This window comes from Paenibacillus sp. GYB003, assembly GCF_036577625.1.
Classification (GTDB): Bacteria; Bacillota; Bacilli; order Paenibacillales; family NBRC-103111; genus Paenibacillus_AB.
Window position 1 is genome coordinate 86052 of the sequence record NZ_JARBDC010000090.1, and the last position, 19515, is coordinate 105566.

18 protein-coding genes are annotated in these 19515 nt (G+C 61.8%); 1 reads left to right on the forward strand and 17 read right to left on the reverse strand.

Features of this window, described 5'->3' with window-relative positions; genetic code table 11:
• Position 1: 1 nt before the first annotated feature.
• The 3 genes from PV407_RS29205 to PV407_RS29215 form a co-directional block, all read right to left on the reverse strand.
• Complete coding sequence (locus PV407_RS29205; protein ID WP_332093544.1) at positions 2-1036, reverse strand: mannose-1-phosphate guanylyltransferase; 1035 nt, start codon at positions 1034-1036, stop codon at positions 2-4.
• A gap of 244 nt (positions 1037-1280) precedes the next feature.
• Positions 1281-2552, reverse strand: a complete 1272-nt coding sequence (locus tag PV407_RS29210) for a glycosyltransferase family 2 protein (protein ID WP_332093545.1) — start codon at positions 2550-2552, stop codon at positions 1281-1283.
• Complete coding sequence (locus tag PV407_RS29215) at positions 2549-3484, reverse strand: GDP-L-fucose synthase family protein (protein WP_332093546.1); 936 nt, start codon at positions 3482-3484, stop codon at positions 2549-2551. Before PV407_RS29215 ends, PV407_RS29210 begins: the two co-directional genes overlap by 4 nt.
• 207 nt (positions 3485-3691) lie before the next feature.
• On the opposite strand from PV407_RS29215, the gene PV407_RS29220 reads away from it, so the two are divergent.
• Positions 3692-4201 (forward strand): DUF4214 domain-containing protein, encoded by a 510-nt coding sequence (locus PV407_RS29220; RefSeq protein WP_332093560.1) that lies wholly within the window; start codon positions 3692-3694, stop codon positions 4199-4201.
• Between the two features lie 72 nt (positions 4202-4273).
• On the opposite strand, the gene PV407_RS29225 is transcribed toward PV407_RS29220, so the two are convergent.
• The 14 genes from PV407_RS29225 to PV407_RS29290 form a co-directional block, all read right to left on the reverse strand.
• The gene (locus tag PV407_RS29225) at positions 4274-4543 is read right to left on the reverse strand and encodes a hypothetical protein (RefSeq protein WP_332093547.1); all 270 of its coding nucleotides are present in this window, start codon (positions 4541-4543) and stop codon (positions 4274-4276) included.
• A 14-nt stretch (positions 4544-4557) separates the two neighbouring features.
• Positions 4558-5919: a glycosyltransferase family 2 protein gene (locus PV407_RS29230; RefSeq protein WP_332093548.1), complete on the reverse strand. Its 1362-nt coding sequence runs from the start codon at positions 5917-5919 to the stop codon at positions 4558-4560.
• Positions 5920-5944: 25 nt separating this feature from the next.
• A complete protein-coding gene (locus PV407_RS29235; RefSeq protein ID WP_332093549.1) occupies positions 5945-6856 on the reverse strand; it encodes a GT-D fold domain-containing protein in 912 nt (303 codons plus the stop codon).
• 197 nt (positions 6857-7053) lie between these two features.
• Entirely contained in the window at positions 7054-8151 is a 1098-nt protein-coding gene (locus PV407_RS29240; RefSeq protein WP_332093550.1) for a CgeB family protein, read from the reverse strand.
• Between the two features lie 14 nt (positions 8152-8165).
• The gene (locus PV407_RS29245; protein WP_332093551.1) at positions 8166-9290 is read right to left on the reverse strand and encodes a CgeB family protein; all 1125 of its coding nucleotides are present in this window, start codon (positions 9288-9290) and stop codon (positions 8166-8168) included.
• A gap of 19 nt (positions 9291-9309) precedes the next feature.
• Positions 9310-10182 (reverse strand): dTDP-4-dehydrorhamnose reductase, encoded by an 873-nt coding sequence (gene rfbD / locus PV407_RS29250; RefSeq protein WP_332093552.1) that lies wholly within the window; start codon positions 10180-10182, stop codon positions 9310-9312.
• Positions 10179-11222 (reverse strand): NAD-dependent epimerase/dehydratase family protein, encoded by a 1044-nt coding sequence (locus PV407_RS29255; protein ID WP_332093553.1) that lies wholly within the window; start codon positions 11220-11222, stop codon positions 10179-10181. Before PV407_RS29255 ends, rfbD begins: the two co-directional genes overlap by 4 nt.
• Positions 11219-11785, reverse strand: a complete 567-nt coding sequence (gene rfbC / locus PV407_RS29260; RefSeq protein WP_332093554.1) for a dTDP-4-dehydrorhamnose 3,5-epimerase — start codon at positions 11783-11785, stop codon at positions 11219-11221. Before rfbC ends, PV407_RS29255 begins: the two co-directional genes overlap by 4 nt.
• Before the next feature lie 6 nt (positions 11786-11791).
• On the reverse strand, positions 11792-13021 hold the full coding sequence (gene lhgO / locus PV407_RS29265) for an L-2-hydroxyglutarate oxidase (RefSeq protein WP_332093555.1): 1230 nt from the start codon (positions 13019-13021) through the stop codon (positions 11792-11794).
• Entirely contained in the window at positions 13018-13746 is a 729-nt protein-coding gene (locus tag PV407_RS29270) for a sugar phosphate nucleotidyltransferase (protein WP_332093561.1), read from the reverse strand. Before PV407_RS29270 ends, lhgO begins: the two co-directional genes overlap by 4 nt.
• Positions 13747-13893: 147 nt before the next feature.
• Positions 13894-14631, reverse strand: coding sequence for a glycosyltransferase family 2 protein (locus PV407_RS29275; protein ID WP_332093556.1), 738 nt, complete (start codon positions 14629-14631; stop codon positions 13894-13896).
• Positions 14628-15752 carry a glycosyltransferase family 2 protein gene (locus PV407_RS29280; protein ID WP_332093557.1) on the reverse strand — a complete coding sequence of 375 codons (1125 nt, stop codon included), beginning with the start codon at positions 15750-15752 and terminating at the stop codon, positions 14628-14630. The genes PV407_RS29275 and PV407_RS29280 overlap by 4 nt, the downstream gene beginning before the upstream one ends.
• Before the next feature lie 40 nt (positions 15753-15792).
• Positions 15793-16617, reverse strand: coding sequence for a glycosyltransferase family 2 protein (locus tag PV407_RS29285; protein ID WP_332093558.1), 825 nt, complete (start codon positions 16615-16617; stop codon positions 15793-15795).
• Between the two features lie 1732 nt (positions 16618-18349).
• A partial coding sequence (locus PV407_RS29290; RefSeq protein WP_332093559.1) for a WIAG-tail domain occupies positions 18350-19515 on the reverse strand: 1166 nt, incomplete at its 5' end.

Here is a 19515-nt window from a genome sequence, read left to right on the forward strand (position 1 = left end):
GTTACATTCCTCCTTCTTGTCTTTCGAGAGCCTGCAGCGCGGTTTTGATTCGCTGCTCCTCCGATTTGTGGCACACCAGCAGTCCGTCTGCGGTCGAGACGACGATCAGATCGTTCACGCCGATCACCATCGTCTTCGAATGGTCCGAGTAAACGATGCTGTCCTTGGTCGAATCCAACAGCACGCTCCCGCTGCCGTTCACGATATTCCCGGCATCGTCCGGCTTCTGGATTCGTTCGAGCGACGTCCATATGCCGACGTCGTCCCATTTGAACCTGACCGGAAGCGTTACGATTTGATCGGCCTTCTCCAGGACGGCGTAATCGATCGAAATTTTCGGAAGCATCGGATAGACGCGTTCGGCGTCGCCGCCGCTTTCGGCAAGCAGGCTCCACATCAGCGGCTGGTGCAGCTTCATATAGTGGGCGATCGTGGACGGCTTCCAGACGAAGATGCCGCTGTTCCAAAATACGCCCGGTTCGCGGATGAGACGTTCGGCGACCTCCAGGGCGGGCTTCTCGATAAACGAGCTCGCCTCGAGCAGCCCGTCTTCCAGGCGGACGTCCGACGTGCGGATATAGCCGTACCCGGTCTCCGGCCTTGTGGGCACGACGCCGAGCGTTACGATCGTATGCCGGCGGTCGGCCGCTTTTTCGGCTTTGCGCAGCGCTCCGACAAGCTCCTCCGGCTCATCCGTGTAATGATCCGACGGCAGCGTCACGAGCACCTCGTCGTCTCCCCGCATGAGAAAGAAATGGGCCGCCAACGCGATGCACGGCCCGGTATCGCGCTGCTCGGGCTCCAGGATCAGCCGGTCTTCGGACAATTCCGGCAGCTGCTCGATCACGAGCGATCGGTACGATTTTGCCGTGACGACGAATAGTTGGGATTCCGGAAGCAAGCGTGCGCAGCGCCTGTAAGTTTGCTGGAGCATCGTTTCTTGGGAAGTGAGGGAAAGGAACTGCTTGGGCCGCTCTTTGACGCTTCTCGGCCAAAACCGCGTTCCCGATCCCCCGGCCAAAATGACGATTTTCAAACGATTTCCCTCCCGTCTGCAGCGCTTGGAATACGCTAATATACTATGCACAGCTCTCACGGCAGACGTAGACGTATTGCCGATAGAGGGGGAAATTGGCGCTTGCCCAACGCGAGCCCCGCCTGGCGATGCGGGCTTTCGAAGCCTGCTCCGCCCCCCGGTCGTGCCGGAAATCGATAGACGGCAATGAAAGAATCCCCCCTGCGTTTTGCCCAGGGGGGAGCTTCGGCGAACTCGGACCGGACTACCATTTGAATTTGCGCCGCTTGACCAGCCATTCGCCGACGGCGGCGGGCTCTTCCTCCAATATTTTGTACATGCGGGCTTCGATCGGGCTGAGCGGCACCGCCCCCGACACTTTGAAGCTCAGCAGACGGTCGTCGCCGTTCAGCTTCATTCGGGACGGCGTGAAGGAAACGTTCGAACGGATGTCCACGACGTAGGAGGACGCATTGCCGCGGAGCGGAATTTTCAGGGAGAACGGCCCTTCGCCGAATTTATACGTTTTGTACGGAACGCCGTTGACGAGAACCGTCAAGATCAACCGGCCCGCGTGCTTCCTGCTCAGCTTGGGCAAATGATGGTTTCCTTCGATGTACAGCGCTTCGACTTCCGATTCGCTGTCGTTCCGGATTTCCATTTTCCAGACGGGAGGCACCCATCCGTCCTCGTACCGGTTCGACGCCTTCATCTGCGGCCCGCGGCCGAACACCCGAAACTGCTTCATGCGCTCCATGAGCCAGGCGGGCCCTTCCGGCAAATGCCGCGCGATATATTGAATGAGCCAGTGGCTCGACACCCAGCCGTAATTTTTCAGGCTCGTGCGTATGATTTCCGGAAGCCCGACGGTAAAATATTGCGTCATGCTTTTGCTGCTTTCGTGCAGACGCGAATGGGCCAGCAGCTCGTTGATGAAACCGAGCCGGTACCTTGCCGCGATGCGCATCCACAAATCGTAATCCATGCAAAAATGCAAGCTTTCGTCAATCGGCCCGACTTGATCGAGCACGCTTTTGCGCATAAAGACGGCAGGCTGGCAAATGGTGCATACGTCGAACAACCGCCCCCGGTCGATGCGGCTGTCGACGGGATACGGGCGCAGATGCTTGTTGTTCTTATCCGTATAATCGGCCCTCCCGTACACCGCGCCGTATTCCGGATGCTTGGTCAGCGCCGCGACCGCGCGGCTGATCGCTTTCGGCTCGTACGTATCGTCCGAGTTGAGCCAGCCGATCACTTGGCCCCTCGCCATCGCAAACCCCTTGTTGAGCGCGTTCGACTGCCCCTTGTCTTTTTCCGACACGTACCGGAACCGATTGCCGTACTTCTCCGCCGTTTTTTGCAAAATCGAAACCGTATTGTCTTTCGAGCCCCCGTCCACCACGATCATCTCCACGAAGGGATAGTCCTGGGACAGCACGCTTTCGATCGTTTCGCGGATGAAGGCGCCCTGCTGATACGACGGGGTGACGACGGAGACCAGCGGCCGATCGGACGTTCCCTCGACGAGAATCATGAATCATTCCCCCTATACCATTCGATCGTCCGCTTCAAGCCGGTCTCGATATCGGTGCCGGCCTCGAATCCGAATGCTTCTTTGGCCAGGCTGACATCGAGCCGTCTCCGCGGCTGGCCGTTCGGCCGCTCGGCGTCCCATACGATCGTCCCCCGATACCCCGTCAGCTCCCGGATCGCGTCGGCCAGCTCCCGGATCGACAGTTCGTGTCCCGAGCCGATGTTTACGGGAGCTTCGCCGTCATACGACTCCGCCGCCCGAACGATCCCTTCCGCCGCATCTTCGACATACAAAAATTCGCGGGTCGGCGTTCCGTCCCCCCATAACCGGATCGAGGCGTCCCCCCGCTTGCGCGCCTCCTCGCATTTGCGGATGATGGCCGGGATGACATGGGACGTTTCCAGATCGAAGTTGTCGCCGGGGCCGTACAAATTGACCGGCAGCAAATAAATGGAGTTGAAGCCGTACTGCTTGCGGTATGCCTGTGACTGGACGAGCATCATTTTTTTGGCCAGGCCGTAAGGCGCGTTCGTCTCCTCGGGGTAGCCGTTCCACAAATCGGCTTCGCGGAACGGAACCGGCGCGAATTTGGGATACGAGCAAATGGTGCCGATCGCCACGAATTTGTGCACGCCTTTCAGCCGCGAATGTTCGATCAGGTGCGCCCCCATCACCAAATTGTCGTAAAAAAACGAACCCGGATTTTTCTCGTTCGCTCCGATTCCCCCGACGACCGCTGCCAAATGGATCACGACGTCGGGCCGGAAGTCGTCCAGCATGCGGACGATATGCGCCTCCTTGCGCAGGTCGTAATCTTTGCTGCGAGGCACGCCGATTCGTTCGCACCCTCGCCGCCGCAGCGCATTCACCACATGCTTGCCCAGGAATCCGGCTCCCCCGGTTACCACGATCGACTTGTCGGCAAGTTCCATCCATGTCTCTCTCCTTCGTTGTAAACTCGCATTTCCCGGCTTATATGTACGATATGTAAAGATCCGTCCGGCGGTATAGACAACTACATCGGATCGGCCAAAAAAACGCGCATTCGCCGCCGGATACATGTCCATGCCGGATCGGCCTTTTTTCCATAAAGTAGCTGTAGACGGACAATGCTCGCCGAGGGGTGAATTCGAGTGAGAATGATGGAAATATTGCGGAAAGTATACCGGAAGGAGCGGGAATCGTTCGTGGCGGCCTGCTATCGCGAGCTGCTCGAGCGCGAGCCCGATCCGGCGGGCATGCACCATCATCTGGGGCTGCTTGCCGGCGGCAAGTCGAAGCTGGCCATCATGACGGCGCTTATGCAAAGCCCCGAAGCGGAACGGCTGTACCGGTCGGGCCCCGCCCCGCATGCCGGCAAAAAACGGCCTTCGGCCTCCGACATCTTCCGGAGCTTGTACGCCCGGTCCGACGACGCCTACTTGCGGGGCTTGTACGAGGAGCTGCTGTGCCGCAAGCCGGACCGGCACGGCTACGGCTCCAATATGCGCTTCCTGGGAAGCGGGGGATCGCGGGCGGCGCTCGCCGTCCAGCTCCTGCAGTCCAAGGAGGCGCTCGAGCTGCTCAAAGCCAAAACGGACCTGCAAATCGCCCAAAAAATATTGTTCGATTTCGCGTACCGCACCTATTTCCCGAACTACGATTATTAGCATCGGGAGGCGCCCGGCACGCCCCCCAAAAGGTTCAGGCATTCTTCGCTTTTGGGGGGACGTTCCCGGGGCTCAGGAAGCGTACGCGTGCTGGTAGCCTTCTTCGAACGCCTGGGCGAACCCGGCGTCGAAGCCTTCGTTGTACCCCAGGTTGTATCCTTCGTCATAAGTCATTTTGAGGCCGGGCGGCTGAGCGGCCCTCCGCGGCAGCTTGCGGCGCCTGCCGAGACGTTTGCCCCGCCTCGGAAGCCGCCGCTTTTTGCCCGCGCGTTTGAGCGCGCGCCTGGCGCGCCTTTTCCCCGTAGAGCCGGCGGACGCCTTCTTTTTCGCGATGACGCTCATAAGAACCCTCCTGATTAAATATTGTCCGCTTTGACGACGGGAGGCGCGATAATCGGCAAGCCCGGCGCGTAACCGGCCGCCTCGCTTTCCGTCAGCGTACGGACCCGGTACCGGTTCAAGCTCCACGCTTCCGACGCCCAGGCGGAAACGATCCGGTGCAGCCTGCCGCCGCGATGCTGGTGCAGCTTGCCGTCCGGCGTCAGCGCCAGCTCCCCTTCGGCAAGCGGCTCTTCCGGGCTTGCGGCGACCATAAGCGCCGCTTGTTTCGCGTTCCATTCCGCCGACGGGATCGGATCGCCGACCGGCCAGTTTTTCAGCTCGATCTGCGAAATCCGGGTCGCCCGAACGCCCTCGGACTGATCGAGCGGGCGGCGGACTCCGTTCTCGACCCAATATACCGTCGGGCCGGTGCCCTTCACCGTCACATGGGACGGGTAAAAATCGTTGACGGCGAGTGCTCCCCCGTCCCAATGAGCGGAAACTTCCTGCAGCAGCGCGCGCGTGTCGCCCCATTTGTCGGAGTAGAAGGCGAGGTTGCGCGCATACATCTCCTCGAACTGGGCCGGGGTCAACGTTTTGATCGTCGTGCTGCCGACGTGATGGACGAACGTATCTTTGGCGATCACGAGATCGAGTCCGAGCAGACGGCCGCGGAGTCCGAAATCGTCGTCCTCGCAGTTGCCGATCTCAAACCCTTCGTCCAAGTAGCCGATCCGGCGAAACACGTCCCTTCGCATCAGGACGCAAAAGCCGGTCAACCGTTCGACCGTCGTCCATTTGCCCGGATCCCGCCGGTTGAACGACCTGGCGAAACGGTGCATTTCCTCGGTCGTACGGTACGACGTCCCGATCAGCTGCTCCCCGCTGATATAATTGGTCATCGGCCCGACAAGACCGGCCCGTTCCTTGCCGTGCAGGCAAGCGAGCTGATTGCTCAGCCAGTTTTCCGTCACGATCGTATCGTTGTTCAAAAACAGAAGCGTCGTCCCCCGCGCCATCATCAGCCCCTGATTGACGCCGCCGGCGAAGCCCAAATTGCGCTCGCATATTTTGTAGCGAACCGTCCGTTTTTTGAGCGAGCGCAAATAATCGGCCGTACCGTCCGTAGAGCCGTTGTCGACGACAATGATTTCGTGAGGTTCCGGCGTATGCTTGCCGATGCTTTCGATGCAGTCGGCCAAGTACGTCCGCTGATTGTAGGACGGGATGACGATGCTCGTGCCTTCGAAGCCGGCCGCGTACGAGTCGATTCCTTTCTGGTAGCCGAGGCCGTACCCTTGCGAGTGACCGGCGTTGTAGCCCGTATTGTAGCCGTTGTCGTAAGCCGCGTTCAAGGAAACCCGGCTTCGGGTTCCCTTGCGCTTCCGCGTTCTCATCATGTCTCCTCCTTCACCGTCGGCGTCATTGGAAAGGCGCCTCGCCGTTCACCATGGAATTCGCCAGATGGCCGAAGTCGATGGCGACCTTGCCGAGCTCGGACGCGATCCTTTGCGAAATCAGCACCGCCGCGATGCCCGCCGCGACCAGCGCGAGGTCGAAATCGCGCGAAGCGATTTCCGCCATGACGCGCGGCACGTCCTTTACCCCTTCGACCGGCGAAATCGCGCCGACGACGTTGACCCCGTTCCGCCTCATGAAGTCGGCCAGCGGTTCCGCCAGCGTCCCGACGATCAGCACGCGCCGGCCGGACACGATTTTCGACATGCGGCCGGCTTGGTGCAAATAATAGTTGATCAGCGAATCGGTGAGCGTCAAGGAGCCGAGGTCGATGCCGTGCGCTTTGAACGCGGCGACGGCGAGGGGCTGGTAATTGCGCACCCGCAGCTTCGGAATGCCGACGACCGTCGCCTGCCGGATCGCGTCGCGCAATTGGTCCCTCGCTTCGAAATCGGGTACTTCGATGCCGGCGTAGCCGAGAAAATACCCTTGCTCCTTCACCTGTTCCACGCTGAGAACGACCCCCTGCGCGAGCGTCAGCAGCTCTCCGTCCCCGACCCGGACGAGGGAAAACGGGGAACGCGTATCGAGTGCGCGAACGATACGGTCTCCGAGCTCCTCCGGCGTAAGCAAATGCCGCATATGGGAGCGCAAATGCTCGACCCCGGCCGCTACGATCTGCTCCGCCGTAAAATCGGGCAATATTTCGTACGGCGGAATGAACGAGTCGATCAGTCCTTCGACGCCGTCCTTCCACTCGTTGCGGCCTTCGCCGTCGTACCTGCCCTGTCTGTACCCCTCCTCGTGACCGCCGTTGAAGCCTTGGTTATATCCCGCATTGAAGCCTTCGTTATAGGAGGCGCCGATGCTGGTCAAGCTTGGCGTCTTGCCCCGCGATCTGCGCGGCGTTTTTCGACGAACCCGCATTTTTCGTTTCAGGAGCGGTCTCTTCTTCCGCAAAACGAGACGAGGCAATCTACGTCACCACCTTGTCGCTCATATGTGCTTGTTTTCTCCCATCGTATTCGTCCCCGGGCGTTCCGTGACGGGACGAACGACCAAAATCGCCCCGCTCAGCCGAAGACGGCGTCCAGCAGCTGCGCGACGCGGCGCGGATACGTATGCTCCCGCATCGTCCGGCCGTAGCCGCGGAGCGCGATGTCCCGCCGCTCCTCCTCGCGGTTCAAATAATAGTCGGCTTTCTCGATCAGCTCCTCCGGCAAATCGTACGTCGCGATTTCCGCTCCAGGCTCGAACGCGGAGGCCAGGCCGTGCCGCCGGTCGGTCAGCTGGAACGCCGCGCAGGCGCCGATCTCGAAGCTTCGCGGATTGACGGAAAGGGCGGGGACGAGGCCGACGTTTTGGTTCGTATCGTCGTCGATCGCCCGGTGCATGTTGATGACGATTTTCGCCCTGTTGTAATAGGAGGCCGTTTCGTGCGGAGACAGCCAATGGCCGTTCCGAATTTTGTCCTCCAGCATCCCGAAGTTCGCCATCCGCTCCCACCAGTACCCGGCGATGAGCACCGATTTGCCTTTCAAATACGCCGCGATTCGATCGAAAAAGGCGGCGCGGTTGCGAAAGGCGCTGCCGATGAAGCATATGTCCGGTCCGGCCGCGCCGGCTTCGACCCGCTTCGGGGCGTAGATGGCCGTGTTCGCCCCGAGCGGGATATGGAACACGCGCGGACACCCGCGTTCGCGATACACCGGCACGCACGCTTCGTCGAGCGTAAAGACGTAGTCGTAGTGCGGCGCGATGTTTTTCGTCACGTCGATAAAATACGGGTCGTCGGCAAACCAGGCCGCCGTCCGTATGCCCATTTCGCGCAAGGCGTCCACCTGGCCGAGACCGAAGCATTCGACCGAATTGAGCGAGAGCACGAGATCGGGACGAATGCCGGCCGCCAGCGAAACGGCGTCGTCCGTCGGAACGAGCACGTGCACCTCGCGGACGAGACCGCGCAGCGCGTCGATAATGCCTTCGTCGAGCGGCGCGTACGACCACAGCCCGGTCCGGATATACAGGATGCGCAGCTCCCTTACCGGCGCGTCGAAGCGCGTCCGGAGGGCGATCGCCTCGCAGGCGCCGAGCCGGCGGCCTTCCAGCCAGCCGGCCCGGTATCCGTCCTCCCATCCGGCATGCCTGGAGGCGGCTTTACGTGTGCGCACGCCCACCACCTCCTTCAAGAAAATACGATATCGAGCAGCCTGTTGATCCGTTTCCGGTACGTATGCTCGTTTACGGTGCGGTACAGCCCTCTTCTCGCGATTTCCCGCCTTTCTTCCTCGTGGCTCAAATAATAGTCGATTTTGTCGACCAGCTCGCCGGGCGACGAGAACGTTTCGATATCGAAGCCCGGCGTGTACAGCTCATGCAGCCCCGCCCGGTTGTCGACGAGCTGAAACGCGGCGCACGACGAAATTTCGAACAAACGCGGATTGACCGAAACCGCCGGGATGTTCCGGCTGTTGCTGTTATGGGTCGGATCGTCGGCCGAGCGGTGCAGGTTGATGACGATTTTCGCCCCGCTGTAATGTTTGGCCGTCTCCTCCGGCGTCAGCCAGACGCCTTCGATTTTGTCGGCCAGCTTCTCGTAATGGCGCATCCGGTCCCACCACCAGCCGATGATTTTGACCCGTTTGCCGGCCAAATAATCGGCGATTTCGTCGAAAAAGGCGGCCCGGTTCCAAAACGCGCTGCCGACGAAGCAGATGTCGTGCCGGTACGTTCCGTCGACCCGCACGTGCCGGGTAAAGCCCGGATTGGCGCCGAACGGCAAATGGTGCACCTCGGGGCAGCCGAGCTCGCGGTACAGCGGCACGCAGCTCGATTCGAGCGTAAATACGTAATCGTAATGGGGAGCGATGCCGACCATCATGTCCGAATGATACGGGTCGTCGGGAAGCCAGACGGCGGTTCGGCAGCCGCCGGCCCGCATCCGGTCGACCTGCTCGGTCGGGAACGAGCGTCCGGCCGCGTCGAGCACGAGCACGAGGTCCGGCTTCTCCGCTTCGGCCAGCTGCGCCACGTCCCCCTCCGGCGACGCCACGACGACGTCGCGCACGGAAGCGCGAAGCGCCTCCTCGATGCCTTGATCGAGGGCGACGTAAGGCGCGCCGTCGGCTTTGACGTACAGCACCTTCGCGTCGCGCGGCGCGGCTTGCTCCGGCGCCGCGCGGACGTAGATCGATTCGCACAGGCCGAAATGGTATCCGTCGCTCCTTCCTTCCAAGTATCCGTTCTCCCAGCCGGCCGCCCCTTCGTCCCGAAGCGGCGCCGGAGAAACGAAGCGTCTTCGCCGACGCATGCGCCCGCCTCCTTTGCGTTTAACGTTCATCGTCTTTGAGCCGGAAATAGCTTCGCAGCGCGTCCGTCCAATGCGGCATCGGACGAATGCGGCGCAGCTTCCCGTTGTCGAGTACGCTGTACGCCGGCCTGCGCGCCTTCGTCTTGTATTCCGTGCTCGCGACTTCGCGCAAGTCGGCCGACACGCCCCGCTGGCGGAATATTTCCGCCGCGAAATCGTGCCAGCTGCATTCGCCCTCCCCGGAGCAGTGATAAATGCCGTAGTCGTCGACGCCTTCGGTCAAAAACGTTTTGACCGTTTCGGCGATGTCGAGCGTATGGGTCGGCGACATGATCTGATCGCCGACGACGCGCAGCGGGGCGCCCCCGGCGGCGACGCGCAGCATCGTTTCCACGAAATTGCCGCCTTTCCCGCTCGCGCCCGCCGTACCGAACAGCGACGACACCCGGAATATGAAATATTTGTCGTGATGCGCCGCGACGAAATGCTCCCCGGCCGCCTTGGAGACGCCGTACGCGTTAAGCGGCGAAGTCGCGTCCGGCTCCCGGTACGGCGTCCGCTTCCGTCCGTCGAAGACGTAGTCGGTCGTAAAATGGATCAGCACCGCCCCCGCGTCCGCGCATGCTTTGGCCATCTCCCTCGGGGCGAGCGCATTGACCGCGAACGATTTTTCCGCGAAATCCTCGCATTCGTCCGTCTTGTGATACGACGTACAATTGATCAGGGCGTCGAACGGGCCGAGCTCCCGCAAAAACGCGCCGATGTCCGCGGTCCGCTCCACGTCGATCTGGTTGCGGTACAGCGGGACGAGTTCGGCCGGCGAATCGCCGAACGCGCGCCGGATGTCGGTGCCGAGCTGCCCGTTCGCGCCCAGCAGCACGATTCGTTTCATCGGCTATCGTCTCCCCCGATGTCGAGAATGCCGCCGTACATTTCCGCGCGCCGGATAATGCCGTGCCATTTGACCAGCTCCCGGTACCAGCCGAGCGTGATCGTCCGGTCGAAATCGGTGACGAGCCCCGCCTCCAGGGCGTTGTAAATGTCCAGAGCGCCTTCCGCCGGAGTCCATTTCGCCTTCCAGCCGAGCGTTCGCTCGATTTTGTCGAAGCTGACCCGGTACGAGCGGTGATCCGGCTCGCCGTACCAGACGATATCGACCCGCTTCGGCAGCGTGCGGGCGATCGTCTCGCCGAGCTCGCCGAGCCGGCAATTGCCTTCGTCCGAGCCCACGTTGAAAATGTGCCCGTTCACGAGCGACGGCTCGACTTCGAGCAGCAGACACATGACGTCGGTCGTATCCTGCACGTGGACGAACGGCCGCCATTGCGTGCCGTCCTTCATGAGCGGGATGACGCCGTTTTTCCAGCCGCCGTACGTCATGCCGTTAATGGCCAGATCGAACCGCATCCGCGGCGAGAAGCCGTACACGGTCGCCTGGCGCATGACGACGACGGCGAACCGTTCGTCGGCGAGCGGCAATACGCTGTTCTCCGCCAATTCGTTCGCCCTCGCGTACGTCGACAGCGGGTTGGACGGCGACCGTTCGTCGACGACGACGCCCGCCTCCTGAAACCCGTAGATGCTGCACGAAGACGGCAAAATATACCGTTTCACGCCGAGCTGTTTGGCCATGTTGGCCGTCCTCGCCCGCGAAATGTGATTGATCTGGTACGTCGCTTCGGCGAACTGCTCGCCGCTCGGATCGTTCGAAATCGCGACAAGGTCGATGACCGCATCCACCCCGGCGAAATGCTCCTCGCGAATGCGCCGGCTGTCTTCCGTGATCAGAACGAGATTCGGATGCGGCTCCAGCTTGTCGGTTCCGAAGAAAAACCGGTCGAGCGCCTTCACCCTGTATCCTTTGTCCAGCAGCTTCGGCACGAGAACCGATCCGATGTACCCGCCCGCTCCCGTTACCAGTACCGTGCTCATGACGATCCCTCCCCGTACACAAAATCGATTTCCGCATCCCGGAGCAGCGGCTGCTGCGCGTCTTTGGCGGATAACATCGGCTCCGTCGCCGGCCAGTCGATGCCGAGCGCCGGGTCGTTCCACAAAATGCCCCGATCGTGCGCGGGAGAGTAATATTCGTCGACCTTGTACAGCAGCTGCGTATTCGGCACGAGCGTGCATATGCCGTGGGCGAACCCTTTCGGCACGACGATTTGCCGTTTGTTCGACTCGCTGAGCACGACGCCGATCCATTCGCCGAACGTCGGCGACCCTTTGCGGATATCGACGACGACGTCGTACACCGCTCCGGTCAGTACGCGGACGAGCTTCGTTTGCGCCTTTTCCGCGAGCTGATAATGGAGTCCCCGCACGACGCCGGCTTGTGCGGACAACGACTGGTTATCCTGCACGAAATCGTACTCGAGTCCGAGCGCCGCCAGCTTTGCGCGGGTATAGCTTTCCATAAAAAAGCCGCGATGGTCACCGTGCACGACCGGCTCGAGCAGGACGACCCCGGACAGCTTCGTTTCGATCAGCTTCATGATGCGTCAACCCTTTCTACGGGCCGAGCCGCGCGCGCCGTTTCGGGCCGCCTCGATCGTATCGACGACGTGTCTCGCGAACGGAATGGAGCATGTGAACGCCGGGGATACGGCGTTCAGCACATGCATCGACCGATCGTCGCCCTCGACGATAAAATCCTGCACGAGCTCGAGCGTTTTTTTGTCCAGCAGCTGGGCGCGAATGCCGGGCCGCAGAAACGGTCCGAACCCGCCCGGATCGACGTTGCGGGCGAGCTTCATCGACAGCCGGACGAAATGCGGCTTCGCGTATTTTCGCAGCTCCGAGAGGGCGAGCCGGCGAAAGCCGAACGCGTTCGTCACGAACAGCTTCGCTTCGTAATACAAAATGCTCAAGCATTCGCCGAGCTTGAAGCGGGAAAAGCCGCGGTACTGCTCGCGCCAAAAGGCGGGAATCGCCGTCGGCCCGATTTTGATGCTCCCGTCGACCGTTTTCGTGAAATGGACGCCGAGAAACGGGTTGGCGAGATTCGGCACCGGATAAATGTTCGTGCGAATATCGGTTTTGTTTTTCGCGTATTTCACGTACACGCCCTTGAACGGAATGATCGTGTAGCGGCCGCCGAAGCCGAAATCGCGGGCGATCCGGTCGGCGTACAGCCCGGCCGCGTTGACGACGTAATCGGCGCGGATCGCGCCGGCGCCGGTGCGAATGCCGTCCTCCAGCCTTCCCGCGTACGCCGCGCCGAAGTGAAAGTCGACGCCGAGCGCCGCCGCGTCGCGCTTCATCGACTGGCACACCTGCACGGGATCGACCGTAGCGGTCGACGGCGAATAGAGCGCTTTGCGGAACGTGCGCGCGTTCGGATCGATTTCGCGCGCCTCCTCCTCGGTCACCCATTGCAGAACGACCCCGTTCGCGTCGCCCCGCCGCTTCAGCTCTTCGAGTCCCGCCAGCTCGGTCTCGTCGCTCGCGACGACGAGCTTCCCGCACGGATTGACGGCCAGCCCCCGGCTGCGGCAGTAGTCCTGCATCTCCTTGTTGCCGTCCTTCGCGAACTTCGCCTTCAGGCTGTTCGCCGTGTAATAGAAGCCCGCATGCAGCACGCCGCTGTTCCGGCCGCTCGCGTGGTAGGCGACGTCGGCCTCCTTCTCGACGACGGCGACGGCCGCGTCCGGATACCTGCGCTTCAGCTCGAGCGCGATCGTCAGCCCGACGATGCCCGCGCCGATGACGACGTACTCGTATCGTTTCATCGCTCGCCACCCTTGCCCGCGGACAGCTTCTCGCCCGCTTCCCGGAGCGAGTCGAACGTGCCCGCGTCCGTCCACCAGCCGTTCAGCACGCCGTAACGAAGCCGGCCTTCCATCGCGTAGACGTTGTTCACGTCGGTAATTTCCATTTCCCCGCGCGGCGACGGCCGGATTTTGCGGATCGTGTCGAAGACGCCGGAGTCGTACATATAGATGCCGGTGACGCAGTAGCCGGACTTCGGGGTCGACGGCTTTTCCTCGATAAAAATGATGCTGTCCCGCAAAAACACCGGAACGCCGTAACGATTCAAGTCGTCGACTTCCTTCAGCACGACCATGGCCCCCTGCTCCTGCGCGCCGAATTTTTCGACGAGCGGCTTCAGGTCGTCCTCGAACAAATTGTCGCCGAGCAGCACGACCATTTTTTCCCCGGGAGCGACGAACCCTTCCGCCAGCGCCAGTCCTTGCGCGATGCCTCCCGCTTCCTCCTGGATCCGGTACGTCAGCCGGACGCCCCACGGCTTGCCGCCGCCCAAATAATCGATGAACAAGCCGGCCGACTGCTTGCCGATGACGAGCAAAATGTCCTCGATGCCGGCATCCGCCAGCTTGGCGACCGCGTAATGGATCATCGGGTATTTTCCCGCCGGCAGCAAATGCTTGTTGACGAGTTTCGTGAGCGGGGCCAGACGCGTTCCGGTTCCCCCCGCCAAAATAACGCCCTTCACAATGCTCCCCATCCTTTCCGCGCCTGTGCGAAGTTTTCAGACGCCCGGCGCTTTCGCGGGGCGCCTGTCGTCCGCCCGCCGGCACCCCGCGAACCGGCCGGACGGCCGGGCGGCCGCCCGGCCGCTTGCGCCTTCCCGCTGTACGGGCTATATAAACGCCTTCGGATCGATCCCCCATTTGTCGACGAATTTATGGTAGTTCCGGTCCACGAGCTGATCCATCCGGTCCTGCCCCTGCTTCCGGAAGCTTATGCTGCCGTGATGATGAACGACCGCGTCGCCGGCGACGAGCAGCCGGTACCCGGAAAGCCGGGCTCGGTAGCAGTAGTCGTCGTCCTCGTAATGGCCCGGCGAAAACCGTTCGTCCAGCAGCCCGATCCGCTCCATCAGCTCCCGTTTGAACAAGAAGCACAGGCCGACGATGCGGTTCACCTCGAACCGTTTGCTCGGGTCGGGAACGTTGAGCGATTCCGCCAGCTGCTGAAATTCGGCCAGCCCGTTGTAGGAAAGCTCCATCTGCTGCCGTCCGCTCGCATAATTCGTCCGCGGCCCGACGATGCCGACGTCGTCCGCGCTGTACAGGCAGTCCAGCATGTTCGCGAGCCATCCGCGGGAGACGACGACATCGTTGTTGAGCAGCAGCAGCTCGCTGCCGCAGGCCGCCTGCAGCCCGTAGTTGCACGCCTCCGGGAAGCCGCGGTTTTCCGGCAAGGAGACCAGCGTAATCGGCTTCTTTAAACAATATTCGATCGTGCCGTCGGTCGAACCGTTGTCGACGACGACGATTTCGTAAGGCGAGTCCGTGTACGTTTCGATCGCCTGGATGCATTCGCGCAGCAGCGCCAGTTCGTTATAGGTCGGAATTACGATGCTCGTCAGGCTCATGAGGACATCCTCCCGAGCGCGCTCCGGTTGCGGATGCCGTCCGCCGCGTGCAGCCGGGCCCCGTCTTTGCGGATAAGCAGCCCGAGCGCCTCCAGATGGTCGCCGATAATGAGCTCGGCGACCGGGTTGGCGATGCCGGTGTTTTTGTCGCGGACCCGGTTTTTCGAAATGACGTCCACGCTCATCGCCGCGCTGACTTTCAGTCCGTCCCGCACGGCGATCGCCTGCGCCTTCGGCGGCACCATCAGGTTCGTGCAGCCGATCGTCTCGATCGCCTTCCGCGACAGCGCGTGCGGCACCGCCGTCATCGAGTTGGCGGCGAGGTCCGCCCGCCCCATCGCCCGGTTCAGCATCTCCTTGACGATCGTGACCGGATCGCGGCCGGAGAAGGCGGAGATGTACGGCGTAATGTCGTTCAGCGCCACGTCCGTTCCTTTGTCGACCGCGTCGATAAACGGCACGAGGTGCTCGGCGTAAACCGGGAAGTCCCCGTCCAAAAACAGCGCGATATCGGAGCGGAGCAGCTTCGCCCCGACGGAACGTCCCACGTCGTGGCCGAGCGGGCGCACGTGGTGGACGATGACCGCTTTGCCGCCGGCGATCCCTCTCCTTGCGTTCCAAAACGTATGGTCCGTCGAGCCGTTGACGACGACGACCAGCTCGTTCAGCGGGAGCCGGGCCAGCTGCTCCAAAACGCCCGGAATCGCTTTTTCCTCGTTCATGGCGGTCACGACCGCGCCGATCGTCTTCTTCGTCGGCGCCAGAACGGGATTGCGAAGCGACACGCCTTTGCCGCTCTCGAAGCCGGCGACGAACTTGGCGGCGACTTGATGGTAGACGTTCCACTTCCACGCCGCTCCGCCGTTCGCCAAGCGCCAGTCGTTCCAGCACCGGTTCGCCTGGCGGAGCGGATCGGCGTCCGCCGCTTCGCCCGGCTGCAGCGCCGCCTGGCGGCCGGCCTCGAACGCTCTCAGCAGCAGCGAAGCCGAAACCGATGCCGGGGCCGAGGCCGTTTGGCGGCCGAACGCGGCGCCTCCCGTCCGGCGGCGGCCCGCCCTCCGCCTTCCTTTCCAGTTGCCGGAGCGGCGGAATCGGCGCAGCCGTCCGGCCCGCGGATGCAACAAGCTCCGCCTGCGTCGTTTTCGTATCCGAATCATGAATTCACCTCACGATTTCCCTCGCTCTCGTCAAGTCCGGCTTGTTTCCCCGCTCGTTCGTCGCCCGGATGTACCATTCGATCGCCTCGAGATGATCGCCGACGATCAGCCCCTCGAGCGGGTCGCCCCCTCGTTTTCTTCTCCGGATCGGATTCGTCCGGCCTACGTCGATATGATGAACGGCCCTGACGTCGAGTCCCCGGCATATGCCGATCGCCTGGGCTTTCGGCGGGACCGCCAAATGCTCCCAGCCGATCGCGTCGAGCGCCTTCCGGCTGATGGCATGCGGGACGGTCGTCATCGACGCGCCCTTCAGCTCCGGGCGGGAGAGGGCAATATTGAGCGCGTGCTTGGCGAGCACGACGCTGTGGACGTTCATTTTGTCGACCGGCCCCAAATAGCTGTTCAGCGCGATATCGATCCCGTTTTCGACCGCTTTGACGAGCGGCACCAGGTTTCGGGCGGAGATGACGATATCGCCGTCGGTAAACAAAATGATGCTCCCTTTCGCTTCTTTCGCACCGATGCTGCGGCCGACGTCGTGTCCGAGCGGCTCGGGATAACGGAACACACGCGCGCCGAGCGCTTCGGCGATTTGGTCGGAGCCGTCCGTCGTGCCGTTGGCGACGACGATCACTTCCGTGTCCCGGTGGACGGCGAACGCCTCCCGGACGATGCGCGCGATCGTTCTCCGCTCGTTGACGACCGGAATGACGACCGATACGAAGGGCGTGGAGGACGGGACCGCGTTCGCCGGCTTATTCCGCACCGCGCCGGCAGACGGAGACTTGCTCCGCAACGTTCGTTTACCCGCGCGCGACTTCAACATCATTCACCTCCCCGCGGCTTTCGAGTGGGCTGCCGTTTATCTGCACGCTTCAGCTTGGTAAAGCGTCTTGCGAGAAGCTTCCGCCATCGCCGAATGGCTTCGGTCGGAAGCTTTTCTTTAGAGCCGGAATGGCGCGGCGCAGACGCGTCACATCCGGTTCGCAAGAAAAGCAACCTTTGAGGCACGGATGCGCATCGACGAATGGCTTCGGTCGGAAGCTTTTCTTACGAGTCAGTTTATGAAAATCCGCATTCGACGGAAGGGCATCTGCCGATTGTCCGGCAAAAAGGGCTAAGCGGGTCCCCACCGATCGCGACCGGCATGCCAAGCCGCTCTGCCGCGTTTCGCGTGAATTGGAAGCGCGCACAAAAGTTGGCGCGCGATCTATGCCGCGCTCCGCCCCGCTCTTGCCGGGCGCCTTCATCCGTTTGCGCCGGCACGGTCCTCGCCCGGCTTCGTTTCATCCGTTTAACTGCCGCCGTCGGCAAGGTTAAGACCTTTTAGGGACCGCTATTTCGGCGATTTCGGAGCAAAAACGTCAAATAGAAGACGTTTGGGGCCGCTACTTCAGTCATCCGAGCAACAAGTGGCCCGACAGCCGAAAATAAGAGTCCCAAACGTACGCTAATTCAAGCGCCGAGCTGCCCCGCTTCAAATAGCGGACCCGAACGTCCGCTATTTGAAGGGCAGTCACAACCGGCGCGATCTTTTCAACGCCGGCACGCAGGCGCAGGCGACCTTTTCAAGCCGACACACGGCTAGGCGATCGTCCCTCGCGAACCGGCGGCTTGGCTTCCCTCCGATCAAGTCGGCGAACCGTTTTCCGCAGTTCGCATTTGCGGCGACGTCTGCTCCCCTAAACTAAGAAAAGCGTACATCGACGCATTTCGAGGATAAGCAAAACAGTCGGATTCCGAAACGTAACGGACGCCACGGCGCTTTTTTCGCGAAAATCGGCCGTTTTCCAAACGTAACGGACACCACCTGCGCTTATTTGCTCCGAATCGCCGTCCAAAAGGGGGTTTTTCGCCAAATAGGTGCGCCTGTGAGGCTCATTAGCGGCCGCCATGTCCGTTAGACACTTGGAACTGGGGCCCGTCCCGCCGCCGCCCCATGCTCGCCCCCCGCCCCAACTCCCGACGACGCCGGGCAGGTCAAACGGGCCGCTATTGGTGTGTCCCGCCGCCGGCAGCAGAAAACCCGCTCCGGTTTTGGCGCCTAAGCGAAGGTCGGGACAGACGGTCTTTTCTGCGCAAACCGAACCTTTTTGCATGCCGAAACGGCAGCGGAGCGGGAAGTGAGACGGAAAAGTTCCCGCTAATTTCGGAACTTTCCCGTTTGCGGGCAAAGTAACGGGAAAACCTCCCGTTATATTCGTCAAATCCGCGCTATTCATCGATAAAGCGTCATTATAACTGGAGCTTTTCCCGGTATTCCGAAACGACGCCACTAGAATAGCGAGTTAACTGGAGGTTTTCCCGTTCGTTCGATATTCGATTCCAACCGCCCGGCAAGATCAGGATACGCCCGACGTGGAAACGAAAGGCGCTGGTCGCCCCATGCTTTAGCGTAATACACACCTGTAAGGACGTAACGCTCGTTTTGCGCAACCTCGTCCCCTTCGCCGGCCGCCCCGCATCGGTAACGTATACAACGAGATCATCGGAAAGAAACCCAAGGAAAAGCGGGACAGCCTCTTCGCTGTCCCGCTCCGCTTTTGCCTAAAAGCGTCTCATTTCGCGCCGATTGCAATCCAGTTGACGATGCCGGACGGTTCGGGCGTAAACTTCGTGCGCACGACTTCGATGACGGCGCTTCGTTCGGTTTGCGCCTTCAGCGTCGCGTAGCACGCCGTATGATTCGTCATCGCCACCAGGACGAAGCCGGGCGTCGCAAACGGCTCGTCGAATACGACCTCCAGCTGCACCGTTTCGGCGTGCACGGGGAACTGGAACGGGACGACCCCGAATTGCTGCAGCGCTCCGCCGGAACGGGACGTCGTTTGCACCGGGGCGAAGTCCAGCTTGTCGGCGCCGATCGATCGGTCGGCCACATGCTCGCCCCGAACCGCGCCGTAAGCCGGTTCGCCCGAGCCGAACTCTTCGTTCGAAGGGCGGGGCGACGCATCCCGGTGCGGGACGGCCATGCCTCCGTCCGCCGTCAGGACGAAGCCCTTCAAATGATGCGGCTCGATCGAGCCCGGTTCGATATGGCGGCCGTGAATCGATCCGTCGCGAATATGAATCGCTTCGACGCTGTCCGACGCCAAAATCGCTCCCGTCACCGACCGCGATGCCAGCTTCTCCGACGTGATCGCCCGATTCGCGATTTTCTCCGTCGTAACGGTTTCGTACGCCAAATGTTCCGTAGCGACGCTTTCCGGCGCGAGCTGGCGCGACCCGACGGTGCCGTCCTGCAGCTTGCCGCCGGCGACGCTGCCGTCGGACAGACGTTCCGCAATCCAATCGACGCTGTCCAAATGATCGCTCTGGATCGCGCCTTTGCCGATATGCCGGCCCTGGATCGTTTCCGGCCGAATATGGCTGCCGTCGACGCTTTCCGCAGCAAGCGCCGATCCCGTGACGGACCCTTCCGCCAATTTCTCGGGCGTAACCGACCCGTTCGCCAGCTTCTCCGTCGTGACGCTTCCGGCTGCCAGCCGTTCGGCGTCGACGCTTTCCGGCGCGAGCTGGCGCGACCCGACGGTGCCGTCCTGCAGCTTGCCGCCGGCGATGCTGCCGTCGGACAGATGTTCCGCAATCCAATCGACGCTCTCCAAATGATCGCTCTGGATCGCGCCTTTGCCGATATGCCGGCCCTGGATCGTTTCCGGCCGAATATGGCTGCCGTCGACGCTTTCCGCAGCAAGCGCCGATCCCGTGACGGACCCTTCCGCCA